Raw genomic sequence first — 15,862 nt, forward strand, 5'->3', positions numbered from 1 at the left:
AATGAAAAATGTTCTTGTTATTTATTATTCTCAATCCGGGCAGTTAGAAACCATTGCGCAAAACATCGCAAAACCATTTCTGAATTCAGAGAATATAAATGTAACTTTTCACGAAATACAATTAGAAAAGCCTTTCCCGTTTCCTTGGAGTAAAGATGCTTTTTTTGATGCCTTTCCAGAATCGTTTTTACAAATTCCGACTGCATTAAAACCCATTCCCGAAGAAGTTTTAAATACAAAATTTGATTTGGTACTTTTCCATTACCAGGTTTGGTATTTGTCGCCTTCAATTCCAATAAACTCGTTTTTAAAAAGCGATGACGCCAAAAAAATCCTGAACAACACGCCAGTTATAACCATCAGCGGATCAAGAAACATGTGGATTATGGCGCAGGAAAAAATCAAAGCTTTACTAAAAGAGGCTAATGCACAATTAGTGGGTAATGTAGCTCTGGTAGATCGTGTTGGAAATTTAATAAGCGTAATTACAATTGTAGAGTGGATGTTCTCTGGCGTTAAGAAAAAATATTTAGGTATTTTTCCACTACCGGGAGTTTCAGAAAAAGACATAAACGAATCTCCAAAATTTGGTGAAGTAATGCTTTCATCCTTTAACGAGAATAATTTAGAGCATTTACAGCCAAAATTGGTAGAAATTGGTGCCGTAAAAATTAGTCCGTACTTAGTTACAGTAGACAAAACGGCCAATAAAATTTTCAATAAATGGTCAAACCTGATTTTTAAAAATCAAAAAAACCGAAAAAAGCTTCTAAAAGTATTTAATGTTTATTTATTCTTGGCAATTTGGTTAATCTCACCAATAGTGTATATATTGCACTTTATTTCCTACCCTTTTAAGTTAAAAACCATAAAAAGACAAACTCAGTATTATCAAGGAGTTTAGAAGCGAATTTTAGATTATGTTTGAAGTATATATAACAAAAGCTGCAAAATATTTGCCTAACGAAGCTGTTTCAAATGATGAAATGGAAGCCTACTTAGGTCTTATCAACGATACTGCCTCAAAAGCAAGACGTATTATTTTGCGCAATAATAAAATTACAAGCCGTTATTACGCTGTTGACAAAACAGGAAAAAGCACACACAGCAATGCCGAATTAACCATAAATGCCATTTTGCCGTTATTTGATGAAAATTTTACGCCTCAGGATTTAGAAGTACTTTCATGCGGAACCTCAACTCCGGACATTTTTCTGCCTTCGCACGCTGCAATGGTACATGGTCTGCTGAAAAATAAATCGGTAGAACTAAACTCTTCAACAGGAGTCTGCTGTGCCGGAATGAACTCTCTTAAATTTGGTTTTCTTTCCGTACGTTCTGGAAATTCAAACAATGCAATCTGCACAGGATCAGAAAAAGTTTCTACCTGGCTAAACGCCCAAAAATACAATCACGAAGCTGACAATTTAAAAAGTCTGGAAGAACAGCCCATCATTGCTTTCAAAAAAGATTTTTTACGCTGGATGCTGTCTGATGGCGCTGGCGCTTTTTTATTAGAGAATAAACCAAAAGGGCCAATTTCTCTAAAAATAGAATGGATGGAAGCTTTTTCGTATGCATACGAATTAGAAACCTGCATGTATGCCGGAGGTGATAAACTTGAAAACGGAGAAATAAAATCATGGAGCGATTACGCACCAGAACAATGGCTGAACGAATCTGTATTTTCTATCAAACAAGACGTAAAATTATTAGATGAATTTATACTGACAAAAGGCGCCGAAAGCATGAAAGACGCAATGGATAAAAACAACATCAAATCTGAAGATGTCAATTATTTTATTCCTCACGTTTCTTCTAACTTTTTTGTCGAAGGATTAAAAAAAGGATTAACAGAAAAAGGAATCGGAATGAGTGATGATAAATGGTTTATGAATCTTTCCAGAGTTGGAAATGTTGGTTCTGCCTCTATTTATTTAGCTCTTGAAGAATTAATGAATTCAGGGAATTTGAAAAAAGGAGATAAAATTCTTTTATCAGTTCCGGAAAGCGGAAGATTCTCTTTCGCATATGCGTATTTAACTGTCTGCTAATGGAAGCTATACTTTTAGAAAAAGAAGCTGTCGAAAATTTATTACCGCAAAAATTTCCTTTTGTAATGGTAGACAGTATGCTTTCTTATAGTGAAACATCATTGGTTTCCGGATTTAATATTAAAAGCAACAATATTTTTTTTGACAATAATACTTTTTTAGAAGCTGGTTTAATTGAGCACATGGCACAATCAGTGGCATTACATACGGGATATCAGTTTTTTTTAAGAAACGAAACGGCACCAACGGGTTACATTGGTTCTATTAAAGAAATTGAAATTAAAAAACTGCCAAAAATTAATGACACAATTCAGTCAGCCGTTACCATTTTGCAGGAATTTGCAGGAATCACTTTAGTGAATATTGTGACAACATTAAATAATGAAGAAATCGCAAACGGACAAATGAAAACCGTTTTAGCCAAATAATATAGATATTTTGAATACCGGAGTCGACATACAAAATTATTTACCGCACCGGGCGCCAATGCTTATGGTTGATTTAATTTTGGATATTGATGCCAACTTCGTAGAAACCACTTTTTTGATAAAAGAAGACAATATTTTCATTCAGAATAATGTTTTTATCGAAGCAGGTTTAATTGAAAATACAGCGCAGACTTGTTCGTCTATTGTTGGGAAAAAATACTTTTTTGACGAAGACGGAACAGAAAATGAAAACGTAAATGTAATTGGATTTATCAGTGCCTTAAAAAATGTAAAAATTCATTCGCTGCCAAAAGTTGGTGATACTATAATTACCAAAGCAAATTTAGTTTCAAAATTCGCTGGCGACGATTACACTTTATGCACGATGAGCTGTCAAAGTTCTGTCGAAGACCAAATACTCTTAGAATGCGAAATTAACTTGTTTATTCAAAAAACAGTTTCGGTTGAATAATTTAAAAAAAATCATTTTACATCTCGTAATCCGAATCGGAATTTTGGTCGTTTTACTTGGTTTCGTTTTCTTATTTTGGCATTTTACTTATGACCCTCATAAATATTGTGACGAAAGCGGACATAAACATGTCGATGGCGGTTTAGGAATGTTTGTTATTCTATTTATGATAACACAAATGTTTTATTTGGGATTACTAATAGAAATGATTTATTTATTTGTAAAGAAAAACAGAATTTTAGCTTTTGCAAATCTGGGATTTTTAATAATTAGTTTATGTATAGCATTAGCCTGTATGTTTCTAATAAATTAATTAGCAATATGGAAAAAGACAAAGTACCGCAAGACACAAGCAATTTAACAAAAAACAACGTAAAAGAGCTTTTGTACGCAACGGATGAAAATGGCAATTATACCACAACCTTAAGCACTGGCTGGGAACCAAAAACAATCGCACTTTCTAATTCTATCGATGAAATAAACGAGCGTATTGCCGAAGCAAAACAACAAGTTTTAAATGGCGAAGTAAGTCCAATTTCATATTACATGGAAGTCAATAAAATGGATCTTACGATTTTGTCAAGCTACGTGGGAATGTGGAAATGGCGTGTAAAAAGACATTTTAAACCTGCCATTTTTGCTAAATTAAGCGATTCTATTTTGAAAAAATATGCTGATGCTTTCAACATCTCAATATCCGAATTAAAAAACTTTAAAACAGATTAATGCAAGTTACTTTTACACATCACCAATCTGCTCATTGTGAAAATGGAGTAGCATCGAATCTGTTAAAAAACAACGGACTCAACATTAGCGAACCAATGGTTTTTGGTATCGGTTCCGGACTTTTCTTTGTGTATTTGCCTTTTATAAAAGTTAATTACGCGCCAGCGATCAGCTACAGAACTTTGCCGGGACAAATTTTCAATAAAGTTGCAGCCCGTTTAAACCTAAAAATAAAAAGACAAAAATTTTCATCTGTAGTAAATGCAAACAAAGCTCTGGATGAAAATTTAAAAAACAATATCCCAACCGGATTGCAAGTCGGCGTTTACAATTTAAGTTATTTCCCAGACGAATATCGTTTCCACTTCAACGCACACAATTTAGTCGTTTACGGAAAAACCGATAAAGATTATTTAATCAGCGATCCTGTAATGGAAACCGTAACCACTTTAACACACGAGGAATTAGACAAAGTTCGTTTTGCCAAAGGAGCTTTTGCACCGCGCGGTCAAATGTATTATCCAATTCAAATTCCGAAAGACGTTGATTTAAAAAGCGCGATCATTAAAGGAATTAAAAATACGTGCCGAGATATGTTAGCGCCAATGCCAATTGTAGGCGTTCGCGGCATCAAATTTGTTTCTAAGCAAATTAGAAAATGGCCTATAAAACACGGAACCAAAAAAGCCAATCATTATTTGGCGCAAATGGTTCGTATGCAGGAAGAAATTGGAACCGGAGGCGGTGGTTTCCGATTTATTTATGCGGCCTTTTTACAGGAAGCTTCGGTTATTTTAGGTAATGAAGAACTGAAAGAACTTTCTAAAGAAATGACAAAAATTGGCGATTCATGGCGTGATTTTGCTGTTGAAGCTTCAAGAATTTATAAAAACAGAAGTGCCAAAGAAGATGCTTACAACACGATTGCCAATGAACTTTTGGACATTGCCAACAGAGAAGAAATCTTTTTCAAAAAACTAAAAAAAGCCATCAGCTAAGATATTTTGCAATCCATAATTAAAATAGAATCCCTTTCGAAAAAGTACAAAGATGCCGATCAGTTTTCTTTGAACGATGTTTCGCTCGATATAAATGAAGGAGAAATTTTTGGTTTACTTGGCCCAAACGGTGCCGGAAAAACAACCTTAATTTCAATGCTCTGCGGATTGGTAAAACCAACATCAGGACATTTTACAATTGATGATTTAGATTATCAGCATCATTCTTCAAAAATTAAAAAAATCATAGGCGTTGTTCCTCAGGAATATGCCTTATACCCTACTCTTACAGCAAGAGAAAACCTGCATTATTTTGGAAGTATGTACGGTTTAAAAGGCTCTGATTTAAAAGATAAAGTAATCGAAACTTTAGATCTTTTAGGCCTTTTAAAATTTGCCGATAAACCTGTTGAAACTTTTTCGGGCGGAATGAAACGCCGCGTGAATTTAATTGCCGGAATTCTGCATAAACCAAAAGTTTTATTTTTAGATGAACCAACCGTTGGTGTCGACGTACAGTCTAAAAATGCCATTATAGATTATCTAAAAGTGTTGAACCAAAACGGAACATCCATTATTTATACTTCACATCATTTGGCTGAAGCCGAAGATTTCTGCACCAATATTGCCATTTTAGACCGAGGCCGAATTTACGCAAAAGGAACGCCTTCAACTTTAATCAATTCTGTTGAAGATGCCCGAAATCTCGAAGACGTTTTTATTTCATTAACCGGTAAAGACTTGAGAGATGCTATATAAAATTTGGATGTCGATCGTAAAAGAATTTTTACTGCTTAAACGCGATTTAGGCGGATTGATTATTCTGTTTATAATGCCATTGGTTTTGGTCATTACCGTTACGTTAATTCAGGACAGCACTTTTAAAACCGTCAGCGATTCTAAAATTCCCGTTTTATTGGTGGATAACGACAAAGGTTCTGTTTCCAAAACCGTTTTTGATAATTTAGAAAAAAGCAATCTGTTTAGCGTTGTAACGCAAATCGACAATAAAACAATTACTGAAGATGTTGCCAGAGAAAATGTTTACAAAGGAAAATTTCAATTGGCCATTGTAATCCCAAAAAATTTAAGCTCTGATTTACAAGCCAAAGTCGATCAAAATGTCGAAAAAATTGTCAGCAGTTTAGGCATGACTGATAGTACGGCAGCCAGCCAACCACAGCGAATAATAAAAGAAAAAGAAGTAAGACTGTATTTTGATCCCGCGGTTCAAATGAGTTTTAAAAATGCGGTCATGAGTTCGATCGACAAAATGATTTCGCAGATTGAAACCAAATCGATTTACACTACTTTTCAAAATCAGTTAGGAGAAGGAACTACCGATTTTGAGCAGAAAAGCTTCATTTCTTTCAAAGAAATAATTCCGAAGATTAATAATAAAGAAGTACGTCCAAATTCGGTTCAGCATAACGTTCCGGCGTGGACACTTTTTGCGATATTTTTTATCGTAATTCCGTTATCGATTAATATTGTAAAAGAAAAATCGCAGGGAACTTTCGTTCGTTTAAGAACCAATCCTGTTTCTAATTTAGTTGTGATTATTGGAAAAACCATTACTTACTCTGTCATTTGTATGATTCAGTTTTATATGATGGTTACCGTTGCTGTTTTTCTATTTCCATCCATCGGACTTCCATCTTTAAATATTGAAGGACATTTAGCATTAATGAGTGTCGTTGCCTTATTTTCAGGCTTCGCAGCAATTGGATTCGGAATTTTATTAGGAACTATTGCAAGCACACAGGAACAATCGGCTCCATTTGGCGCAACGAGCGTGATCATTTTAGCAGCAATTGGCGGAATCTGGGTTCCCGTTTTTGCCATGCCGAAAATCATGCAGATTATTGCCAAATCGTCTCCAATGAATTGGGGATTAGATGCTTTTTATGACGTTCTTTTACGCAACGTTTCTTTTCTGGAAATCATCCCAAAAATAAGTTTATTATTTTTGTTTTTTATTCTTACCACAGCCATCGCATTATTTTATGATAAAAAGAAAAGAGCAGTTTAACGAAGCTACAAACCTGACAGTTACACACGAAATCAGAATTCGTTTTAACGAAACTGATCCGCTTGGAATTGTTTGGCACGGAAACTACATTACGTATTTTGAAGATGGACGCGAAGCGTTTGGCCGTCAGCACGGACTTACGTATTTGGATATTGCCAAAACCGGATACACAACGCCAATTGTAAAATCGACCTGCGAACATAAATTGTCTTTACGTTATGGCGATGTTGTAACAATTGAAACAACCGTTGTCGACACGCCTGCAGCAAAAATGATTTACCGTTTTAAAATTATTGATGATAAAGGTGAAATTGCGTGTACAGGAGAAACCGTTCAGGTTTTTTTAGATAAAGAAGGAAATTTAATGTTGACAAACCCTCCTTTTTATGCTGAATGGAAAAAGAAAGTTGGATTATTATTATAAAACACGGATTTCACTAATTTTCACGAATAAAAAAATAAAATAATCAGGATTCGTTTCCTGCAAGGTTTTAAAAACCTTGCAGGTATAGAATAAATACTCTGTATAAATCTGCTTAATCTGTAAAATCTGCGAGCCATTTTTTCAGACAAAGCTTTAAAATAAATACCTACAAGGTTTTGAAAACCTTGCAGGAGAAACTGAGAATCATAAAATGTTAAAAGAAATATACATTACGCAAACCAATTGTATCACACCTTTAGGTTTTGATGTCGAATCGAATGTTGAAGCTATTCTTCGCGGCAATTCGGGCATTCAGCTTCATAATGACATTTCTTTAATGCCCAATTCATTTTATGCTTCGATTATTTCTGATGAAAAAATAAACAGTGCTTTTTCAAAAATCAGCACTGAGACAAAATATTCCCGTTTAGAGAAAATGATGATTTTGGCTTTAGAACCCATTATCAAAAACTCAGAAATTGAATTAAATTCAAAAACCGCTTTTATACTTTCTACTACAAAAGGAAATGTAACGGCTTTAAAAAACAATTCTGAAGAAAGTTTTAACAACGCACATTTAGATGTTTTAGCTAAAAACATTTCAGATTTCTTCGGATTTAAAACACAACCAATTGTAGTTTCAAATGCCTGCGTTTCAGGAATTTTAGCCGTTTCAATTGCTAAGAGAATGATTCAGTCTGAACTTTACGACAATATTTTTGTTGTTGCCGGCGACGAAGTTTCAGAATTTGTTTTATCTGGTTTTAATGCATTCCAAGCCATGAGCGATCTGCCTTGTAAACCATATTCTAAAAACAGAACCGGAGTAAGTTTAGGCGAAGCAACAGCTGCCGTTTTAATTTCGGCAGAAGCCAAAAATGCCAAAATAAAAGTAATTGGCGACAGTTCCATAAACGATGCAAATCATATTTCGGGTCCGTCAAGAACAGGTGAAGGTTTGTTCAGAAGTATTCAAAATGCTTTGAAAGAAGCTCAAATCGAAGCCGACAAATTAAATTATATTTCAGCACACGGAACTGCAACTCCGTTTAACGACGAAATGGAAGCGATTGCCTTAAACCGTTTAGGTTTACAAAATGTTCCTGTAAATAGTTTAAAAGGATTTTACGGTCATACATTAGGCGCTTCGGGATTATTAGAAACGGTAATTGCGATAGAATCTGCTAACCAAAATACACTTTTTGAATCAAAAGGTTTTGATGAAATTGGGGTTAGCGAAGCTGTAAATGTGATTGAGAAAAATCAAAAGACAACTATTGAGTATTTCTTGAAGACGGCTTCTGGATTTGGAGGTTGTAATACGGCGGTTGTTTTTGAAAAGATAAAATGAGAGATGGAAAATCAAACTAATTGGACACCTTTTCCAGACGATAATTTACTTGGTTTGACTGATAAAAATCAAATTAATGAAGTTGAAGCGTCTGGAATTGCTAAAGCTGAACTTTTTACTTTTGAACTAGAAACTGATGTTGAGATTTCAACATCACTCGTTTTGGAAATTCATAAAATTGCATTTGAACAACTTTACGATTGGGCTGGAAAATGGAGAACAACGGAAGTTTCTGTTGGACAACTAATTCCTCCTAAACCAGTAATGGTTTTGCATGCCATGTATCAGTTTCTAGACAATCTTAATTTTAAAATTTCCATTGCCAAAAGTTTAGAAGCTCATATTGATTGTTTAGTTTATGCACACTATGAGTTTATAAAAATTCATCCTTTCAATAATGGAAATGGAAGAACAGGAAGGATTTTAATGAATCTTATCGCTTTAAAGTTTGGATATCAACCTTTAGAGTTATATCACAGAGAAGGTGAAAGCAGGAAATTTTATATTAGCGCAATGAAAGCTGCAGACAATGGAGACTATAAATTATTAACTCAATTAATTAGTGAAGAATTGATTTCCTTTTAATTCTTTCTCCTTTAAAATGGTATCAACAATTTTCACAACCTTTCTCTTAGAAACTTGCTGGTCTTCTAAAGACATTGTAGAAAATACAGTATCAGCAAGAACTTTTGATAAAAAGCTCCTGTTTTTTAATTTCGGATATTTTTCGTAGAATTTCATAACTTGGCAAAGTTACAAAAAAACAATGACTCAAAACAAAACCTACATACAATCCTACATCACCATCCAAAACAATGAAATTGTTTTGAATGGAGCTTCTGTATTCAAAATTGAACCAACAGATTTTGCAGATTTCTCTAAACAAGCCTATCGCAATTTTGAAATGCAGTATCCAAAGTTTTTCAAAATGGATGCTTTGAGCAAACTGGTTTTTTTAGGATCAGAATTGCTTTTGAGTCCGATAACTTCGAATGAGGAAGAACATAATATCGCTTTGGTTTTAGCAAATAAATCGTCGAGTTTAGATACCGATGTAAAATATCAGGAATCAATTTCAGATAAAGAAAACTATTTTCCGAGTCCGGCGGTTTTCGTTTATACGCTGCCAAATATTTGTCTGGGCGAAATAAGTATCCGTCATCAGCTGAAAAGTGAAAATTCTTTCTTTATATTTGACACCTTTAACACGGAATTTATGTCGAATTATTCTAATATTCTGTTGAATACAAATAAAGCAGATATGGTTTTGTGCGGCTGGGTAGAATATTTTAATGACAATTATAAAGCTTTTCTCTGCACAATCAGCGCAGCAGAAAGCACAAAATATACAAACGAAACTATCAATACATTATATAATAAATAATCATGGAAGCATTAAAAGAAGAATTGAAAAACAAAATTATTACTACTCTAAACCTTGAAGATATCGCAATTGAAGACATTGCTGATAACGATCCTTTGTTTGGAGATGGTTTAGGTTTAGACTCGATTGATGCACTTGAATTGATCGTGATTTTAGATAAAGATTACGGAATTAAATTAGTAGATCCGAAAGAAGGAAAAACAATTTTCCAGTCTATCGAAACTATGGCGGCATATATTAGTGCTAACAGAACTAAATAGATTTCAGATTTTAGACTTTAGATTTTAGATTTCAGTTGGAAATCTAAATCTAAAATGTTTTAAAATCCAAGAACTTTGAAAAAGTTCCAAGAATCTAAAATCTAAAATCATAAATCTAAAATGGCAAAAGGTGTTGCAATAACGGGAATGGGAATTATCTCCGCAATCGGGAATTCGGTTGAGGAAAATTACCATTCATTAATCGAAAATAAAATCGGGATTTCCCGTATCTCTAATATTTCTACAGTTCATGCAGATGTTATCAAAGTAGGTGAAATTAAAAAAACCAACGATGAATTGATCCGCGAACTGGAATTAAACAGCGATAATAATTTTTCGAGAACCGCTATGATTGGAACTTTGGCAGCCAAACAAGCTGTTGAAAATGCCGGCATAACCTCTATCAATGAATTTAGAACCGGACTTATTTCGGCTACAAGTGTGGGCGGAATGGACATGACGGAGAAACATTATTACGATTATTTCGAAAAACCGGAACTGGTAAAATATATCACCTGTCACGACGGCGGTGATGTTGCCGATAAAATTGCAGAAGAACTAGGTTTAAAAGGAATGGTTTCAACAATTAGTACGGCTTGTTCCTCTGCAGCAAATTCGATTATGCTGGGTGCAAGATTAATCAAAACCGGAAAATTGGATCGCGTAATTGTGGGCGGAGCCGATGCTTTGTCAAAATTCACCATCAACGGATTTAAGACTTTGATGATTTTATCTGATGATTATAACAAGCCTTTCGACAATAACAGAAAAGGATTAAATCTTGGAGAAGCTGCTGCTTTTTTGGTTTTAGAATCGGATGAAATTGTGGCCAAACAAAACAAAAAAGTACTGGCAAGAGTTTCGGGCTACGGAAATGCAAATGATGCTTTTCATCAAACGGCTTCTTCAGAAAATGGAGACGGCGCTTTTTTGGCAATGAAAAAAGCTTTTGAGGTTTCGGGTTTAAAACCTTCTCAAATTGATTACATCAACGTGCACGGAACTGCAACACCAAACAACGATTTATCTGAAGGAAGAGCTTTACGCCGCATTTACGAAGAAGAAAAAGTTCCTGATTTTAGTTCTACAAAACCGTTTACCGGACATACTTTAGCGGCAGCAGCGGCAATTGAAGCCGTTTACAGCGTTTTGTCAATTCAGAATAATGTTGTTTATCCGAATTTGAATTTTGAAACGCAAATGGAAGAATTCGATTTGACACCGCAGACTTCATTAATAACTAAAAATATCGAACACGTTTTATCTAATTCTTTTGGATTTGGAGGAAATTGTTCAACCCTTATATTTTCAAAAAGCTAATGAAAAAAACATATATAAATGGAGTAGGCTGTATTTCGACTCAAAAAACATTTGATACTGTTTTTTTAGAAGAAGCCAATGTAAATCACGATGAAAATGTACTGGCGATTGTTCCGCCGGCATACAAAGAATATATTTCGCCAGCTGCAAGCCGCAGAATGGCAAAAGGAGTGAAAAACGGGATCGTAGCTTCGGCTTTAGCCATGAAAGATGCGAATGTCGAACAAGTCGATGCGATTATTACCGGAACGGGTTTAGGATGCATCGAAGATTCTGAAAAATTCCTGAAAAGTATTTTAGATAATAAAGAAGAATTTTTAACGCCAACTTCTTTTATTCAATCTACGCACAATACAGTTGGTGCGCAAATTGCACTTTTACAGCAATGTAAAGGTTATAATTTTACTTATGTAAACGGCGCGGTTTCTTTTGAATCGGCACTTTTAGATGCTAAAATGCAGATCGAAGAAGAGGAAGCAAATTCAATTTTAGTTGGCGGCGTTGATGAAAATGGTGATTATACGACTTCGCTTTTTAAATTAAACGGCCGAATTAAAGCAGATAATTCTGCTCCGTATGATGTTTTAAATTCTAAAACCAACGGTGCGGTTTATGGGGAAGGTGCCAGTTTTTTTGTTTTAGAAAACGAACGAAAAGATAATACATATGCCGAGCTTCTGGATATTGCAATCGTAAATACACTGGAAGAAAACGAAATTGAAACAGAAATTAAATTATTTTTAAAATCAAATAATTTAGAAATTTCAGATATTGATGCTGTGGTTTTAGGTTTTGACGGAAATGCTTCTTTCGAAAATTATTATAAAAATCTGGCTGGAAATGCTTTCGCCAACACTCCTGTTTTATATTACAAACATTTGAGCGGTGAATATGATACGGCTTCGGCTTTTGCTTTTTGGATGGCTTCGAAGATTTTAAAAACACAGGGAATTCCAGAAATTATAAAAGTAAATTCGGCTGTAAAACCAGCTTATAAAACCATTTTATTATACAATCAGTTAAACGGAAAAAATCATAGTTTTACGTTACTTTCAAAATGATAACGCATAAAAACATCTCGATCTTTTTTATCTTTTTATTGCTTTTAGTTTTTCTTCTGAATCTTTTTATGGCAATAAATCTGTGGTGTTTTTTTGCTATAATTTTTATCTGGATCGGAATAAATGCAATTGGTTCTTCTATAATTTCTTCTAATTATCATGTAAAAGCTTTCTGTAATAATCCGCTGGAAACAGAGAAAAAAATTGCCTTAACTTTTGATGACGGCCCAAGTGAATTTACTTTACAAGTTTTGGAACTTCTGAAAAAATACAATGCTAAAGCTACTTTTTTCTGCATCGGAAAAAACATTGAAAAACATCCTGAAATTATTCAAAAAGTTGTTGAAGAAGGACATTTGGTTGGAAATCATTCTTATTCGCATTCTAAATTTTTTGATTTTTATAATGCCAGACAAATAAAAGAAGAAATCGAAAAAACAGATGCGCTTCTGGAAAAATTTACTTCAAAAAAAATAAACTTCTTTCGTCCGCCTTACGGAGTTACGACGCCTTCGATTCGAAGAGTTTTAAAAATTACCGGACATAAAACAATTGGCTGGAATATTCGTTCTCTTGATGGAGGAACAAAAAATCAGGAATTAATTTTCAATCGCATCATAAAACGGGTTTCTCCGGGCGGAATTGTACTTTTGCACGACACGGGATCACACTCTGTTTTGGTATTGGAACAGTTTTTGCAATTTTTACAGCAAAATAACTATGAAGTGGTTTCGATTGAAGAATTACTCAATCTTAATGCTTATGAAATTGAACGCAGATAAAACGGATTTTTATCAAACATTAAATAAATAATCTGTGTAAATCCTTTTAATCTGTGGCAAAAAAAATTTAAAGCACAATTTTAAACAAAATATGAAAACTAAAATAGCATTACTAATTCTATTTATTTCAAGCTCTTTGTTCGCTCAGGAACAAAAAATGACCGATGCTGAAATTGCTTCTTTTAAACAAGATGTAAATGTGGTAGCCAAAAAAATCAAAACTTTAAGTACGGATTTTGTTCAGTACAAACATTTGGATTTTTTATCGAAAGATATTGAAACATCAGGAAAAATGGTTTTTAAAGAGCCGGCACTTTTGCAATGGCAATATAAAAAACCATACAATTACAGCATTGTTTTCAAAAACGGAAAAATCCTGATTAACGACGAAGGAAAGAAAAGTGCGGTTGATATTGGTAACAGTAAAATCTTTGCACGAATTAATAAATTGATTGTTGGAAGTGTAAGCGGAAATATGTTTGATGATAAAGAATTTACAATTTCGTATTTTAAATTAAAAGGTCAGAATCTGGCGAAATTTATTCCGAAAGATGCGACGCTGAAAAAATACATCAAACAAATTGAACTGACTTTTGACAAGGAAGAAGCAACTGTAGTTCAGGTAAAATTATTAGAATCATCTGAGGATTATACCCGAATTGTACTTAAAAATAAAGTAATCAATGCAAAAATCGACGATTCAGTTTTTACTAATTAATTGCTTTTTGGTAATTGTACTGGTTTCTTGCGGCTCGGTCACAAAAAACTATACACCTAAAAAATTAGACAAAACGTCTTATGAAGTTCCGTATTTTTCAGATTCAAAAACTGATTATGTTTATAAAACTAATATATCCGTTTACGGAAATGAACTGTCGGGAATTTTCATTGCAAAAAAAATAAACGACACCACACACCGAATTGTTTTTACAACAGAATTCGGAAACAAATTAATGGATTTTGAAATCTCTGAAAATGATTTTAAAGTCAATTCGATTGTATCAGAATTAGATCGGAAAATTTTAATTAATACTTTAAAAGAAGATTTTAGACTGCTTTTAAAAAAACAATATTTGATTCAGGAACAATTTGAAAACGAATCAAATAACATTTATAAATCGGCTGATGGAAAACGGGACAATTATATTTTTATTTCAAAAAAAGATCAAAAATTAGAAAAGATTGTTCACGCATCTAAAACAAAAGAAAAATTTACGCTGTATTTCAATTCAGAAAACAATATTTTTGCTGAAAAGATTCAGATTATTCATCAAAATATTAAGCTTAAAATTGAGCTAAATTATTTTAAATCAGAGTAGAAAATTAAACTAACCATAAAATTAAACTAATAAAAAGATGAAAAAAATAACCTTAATTGCATTCGTTTTATTTATCGGTCTTGTAAAATCGCAAGCACAGGTAAAAGTTAGCCCTGGACTTAGAGGCGGTTTAAATATCTCAACTTTAACCAATATTGATGATAATAGCTCTAAAACTGATTTTTATATTGGTGGATTAGTAGACATTAAATTTAATAGATATTTTTCGCTGCAGCCTGAGATAACCTATTCTAGACAAGGGGATGAAGGAAGATATTTTGAAAACGGCCGTTATTATTCTGAAAAATATGAATTAAATTACCTGACACTTGGTGCAGTTGCAAAATATCATTTTGGTGGGAAAGGTTTTCACGTTTTGGCCGGGCCTTCTTTAGATATTAAAGTGGGCGATAACTATATAAACACGAGTCCTGAAGGTTTTGACCTTGCCATTGTGGGCGGTGTGGGTTATACGCTTCCAAATGGATTAACTTTTGAAGCCAGAATTAAACAAGGATTTGTTGATATTTACGGTTATGACGACATTGATAATAACGATTATTATTATGATGATGTTATTTTAAATCAGGTTTTTCAAATAGGTATCAGCTATACTTTTAAAGTAAAATAATGTATAAAAAGAAATTAGCGTTTGTCTTATTCGTTTTTTTTACAATCATAAAACTACAGGCACAGACAGCTTTTAAACCCGGTTTAAGAGCTGGTTTGAGTTTGTCGACAATTTCAGAAATGCATGCTGATTACAGACCAGATTTTTATGTTGGCGGTTTTGGAGAAATAAACTTAACCAAACGTTATGCACTGCAGCCCGAAATAAATTATATCAGACAAGGATCTAATAATGTTGCCCGAAATTTTACTGACCCGGATACACAAACAGAAAGAGTCATTTATCAGGATTTACAAATGAGTTATTTATCTATTTCTATGATAAATAAATTTACATTTGGTCAGGGTTTTCAGGTACAATTTGGTCCGGCTTTAGATGTTCTTTTAAGCGACAATTTAGCTTTTAGAAAAACGTATAACGATTTGTCTTTTGTAACTGGGCTTGCTTACAGAATGCCTTCTGGACTTGGGTTTGAATTTCGATTTAAAAAAGGTCTTTTTGATGTTTTAGACAGCAATTATTATTATAATAATTCTAACAACGATTACTTTTTTGGTGATTATAATACTAATGTCAATTTTCAAATAGGTATTACCTATTCTTTTGATGTGAAATAATAA

The 15,862-nt window shown here is 33.5% G+C and carries 22 protein-coding genes; 21 read left to right on the plus strand and 1 reads right to left on the minus strand.

The genetic code is table 11. The features are described 5' to 3' along the window. Position 1 precedes the first annotated feature (1 nt). The 12 genes from LUU93_RS06680 to LUU93_RS06735 all read left to right on the plus strand — a co-directional run bounded on the left by LUU93_RS06680 (position 2) and on the right by LUU93_RS06735 (position 9,070). Positions 2–904, plus strand: coding sequence for a dialkylrecorsinol condensing enzyme DarA (locus tag LUU93_RS06680; protein ID WP_232679583.1), 903 nt, complete (start codon positions 2–4; stop codon positions 902–904). 16 nt (positions 905–920) lie between these two features. After that, a complete protein-coding gene (gene darB, locus LUU93_RS06685; RefSeq protein ID WP_232679585.1) occupies positions 921–2,054 on the plus strand; it encodes a dialkylresorcinol biosynthesis protein DarB in 1,134 nt (377 codons plus the stop codon). Further along, positions 2,054–2,482 (plus strand): hotdog family protein, encoded by a 429-nt coding sequence (locus LUU93_RS06690; protein ID WP_232679587.1) that lies wholly within the window; start codon positions 2,054–2,056, stop codon positions 2,480–2,482. Before darB ends, LUU93_RS06690 begins: the two co-directional genes overlap by 1 nt. Positions 2,483–2,492: 10 nt before the next feature. After that, entirely contained in the window at positions 2,493–2,954 is a 462-nt protein-coding gene (locus LUU93_RS06695; RefSeq protein ID WP_498072025.1) for a hotdog family protein, read from the plus strand. Next, positions 2,947–3,267, plus strand: a complete 321-nt coding sequence (locus LUU93_RS06700) for a hypothetical protein (RefSeq protein WP_232679589.1) — start codon at positions 2,947–2,949, stop codon at positions 3,265–3,267. Before LUU93_RS06695 ends, LUU93_RS06700 begins: the two co-directional genes overlap by 8 nt. 8 nt (positions 3,268–3,275) lie before the next feature. Then, the gene (gene DarG, locus LUU93_RS06705; protein WP_232679591.1) at positions 3,276–3,680 is read left to right on the plus strand and encodes a flexirubin biosynthesis protein DarG; all 405 of its coding nucleotides are present in this window, start codon (positions 3,276–3,278) and stop codon (positions 3,678–3,680) included. Further along, on the plus strand, positions 3,680–4,678 hold the full coding sequence (gene darH, locus LUU93_RS06710) for a BtrH-related acyltransferase DarH (RefSeq protein ID WP_232679592.1): 999 nt from the start codon (positions 3,680–3,682) through the stop codon (positions 4,676–4,678). The genes DarG and darH overlap by 1 nt, the downstream gene beginning before the upstream one ends. 6 nt (positions 4,679–4,684) lie before the next feature. Next, positions 4,685–5,437 (plus strand): ABC transporter ATP-binding protein, encoded by a 753-nt coding sequence (locus LUU93_RS06715; RefSeq protein ID WP_232679594.1) that lies wholly within the window; start codon positions 4,685–4,687, stop codon positions 5,435–5,437. Further along, entirely contained in the window at positions 5,427–6,710 is a 1,284-nt protein-coding gene (locus LUU93_RS06720; protein WP_232679597.1) for an ABC transporter permease, read from the plus strand. The genes LUU93_RS06715 and LUU93_RS06720 overlap by 11 nt, the downstream gene beginning before the upstream one ends. Further along, on the plus strand, positions 6,685–7,134 hold the full coding sequence (locus LUU93_RS06725) for an acyl-CoA thioesterase (RefSeq protein WP_232679599.1): 450 nt from the start codon (positions 6,685–6,687) through the stop codon (positions 7,132–7,134). The genes LUU93_RS06720 and LUU93_RS06725 overlap by 26 nt, the downstream gene beginning before the upstream one ends. A 211-nt stretch (positions 7,135–7,345) precedes the next feature. After that, complete coding sequence (locus tag LUU93_RS06730; protein WP_232679601.1) at positions 7,346–8,485, plus strand: beta-ketoacyl-[acyl-carrier-protein] synthase family protein; 1,140 nt, start codon at positions 7,346–7,348, stop codon at positions 8,483–8,485. A gap of 3 nt (positions 8,486–8,488) precedes the next feature. Continuing rightward, the gene (locus LUU93_RS06735; protein WP_232679603.1) at positions 8,489–9,070 is read left to right on the plus strand and encodes a Fic/DOC family protein; all 582 of its coding nucleotides are present in this window, start codon (positions 8,489–8,491) and stop codon (positions 9,068–9,070) included. On the opposite strand, the gene LUU93_RS06740 is transcribed toward LUU93_RS06735, so the two are convergent. Continuing rightward, positions 9,041–9,226 carry a hypothetical protein gene (locus LUU93_RS06740; protein ID WP_232679605.1) on the minus strand — a complete coding sequence of 62 codons (186 nt, stop codon included), beginning with the start codon at positions 9,224–9,226 and terminating at the stop codon, positions 9,041–9,043. The two genes, LUU93_RS06735 and LUU93_RS06740, sit on opposite strands and share 30 nt — an antisense overlap. Positions 9,227–9,251: 25 nt before the next feature. On the opposite strand from LUU93_RS06740, the gene LUU93_RS06745 reads away from it, so the two are divergent. From LUU93_RS06745 to LUU93_RS06785, 9 genes are all read left to right on the plus strand, one after another. Continuing rightward, the gene (locus LUU93_RS06745) at positions 9,252–9,869 is read left to right on the plus strand and encodes a 3-oxoacyl-ACP synthase (protein ID WP_232679607.1); all 618 of its coding nucleotides are present in this window, start codon (positions 9,252–9,254) and stop codon (positions 9,867–9,869) included. Between the two features lie 2 nt (positions 9,870–9,871). After that, the gene (locus tag LUU93_RS06750) at positions 9,872–10,129 is read left to right on the plus strand and encodes a phosphopantetheine-binding protein (RefSeq protein WP_017496902.1); all 258 of its coding nucleotides are present in this window, start codon (positions 9,872–9,874) and stop codon (positions 10,127–10,129) included. Between the two features lie 120 nt (positions 10,130–10,249). After that, entirely contained in the window at positions 10,250–11,449 is a 1,200-nt protein-coding gene (locus tag LUU93_RS06755) for a beta-ketoacyl-[acyl-carrier-protein] synthase family protein (RefSeq protein ID WP_232679609.1), read from the plus strand. Then, entirely contained in the window at positions 11,449–12,510 is a 1,062-nt protein-coding gene (locus LUU93_RS06760; RefSeq protein WP_232679612.1) for a beta-ketoacyl synthase N-terminal-like domain-containing protein, read from the plus strand. The genes LUU93_RS06755 and LUU93_RS06760 overlap by 1 nt, the downstream gene beginning before the upstream one ends. A 68-nt stretch (positions 12,511–12,578) precedes the next feature. After that, positions 12,579–13,292 carry a polysaccharide deacetylase family protein gene (locus tag LUU93_RS06765; RefSeq protein WP_232679614.1) on the plus strand — a complete coding sequence of 238 codons (714 nt, stop codon included), beginning with the start codon at positions 12,579–12,581 and terminating at the stop codon, positions 13,290–13,292. A 91-nt stretch (positions 13,293–13,383) separates the two neighbouring features. After that, positions 13,384–14,010, plus strand: coding sequence for a flexirubin biosynthesis/transport protein LolA2 (lolA2, locus tag LUU93_RS06770; protein ID WP_232679617.1), 627 nt, complete (start codon positions 13,384–13,386; stop codon positions 14,008–14,010). Further along, positions 13,976–14,611 carry a flexirubin biosynthesis protein LolB2 gene (gene lolB2 / locus LUU93_RS06775; RefSeq protein WP_232679619.1) on the plus strand — a complete coding sequence of 212 codons (636 nt, stop codon included), beginning with the start codon at positions 13,976–13,978 and terminating at the stop codon, positions 14,609–14,611. The genes lolA2 and lolB2 overlap by 35 nt, the downstream gene beginning before the upstream one ends. A 37-nt stretch (positions 14,612–14,648) precedes the next feature. Then, entirely contained in the window at positions 14,649–15,242 is a 594-nt protein-coding gene (locus LUU93_RS06780) for a porin family protein (RefSeq protein ID WP_232679621.1), read from the plus strand. Then, entirely contained in the window at positions 15,242–15,859 is a 618-nt protein-coding gene (locus LUU93_RS06785; RefSeq protein WP_232679623.1) for an outer membrane beta-barrel protein, read from the plus strand. Before LUU93_RS06780 ends, LUU93_RS06785 begins: the two co-directional genes overlap by 1 nt. Positions 15,860–15,862 lie beyond the last annotated feature (3 nt).

It is taken from the genome of Flavobacterium soyae (assembly GCF_021245985.1).
Lineage (GTDB): Bacteria > Bacteroidota > Bacteroidia > Flavobacteriales > Flavobacteriaceae > Flavobacterium > Flavobacterium soyae.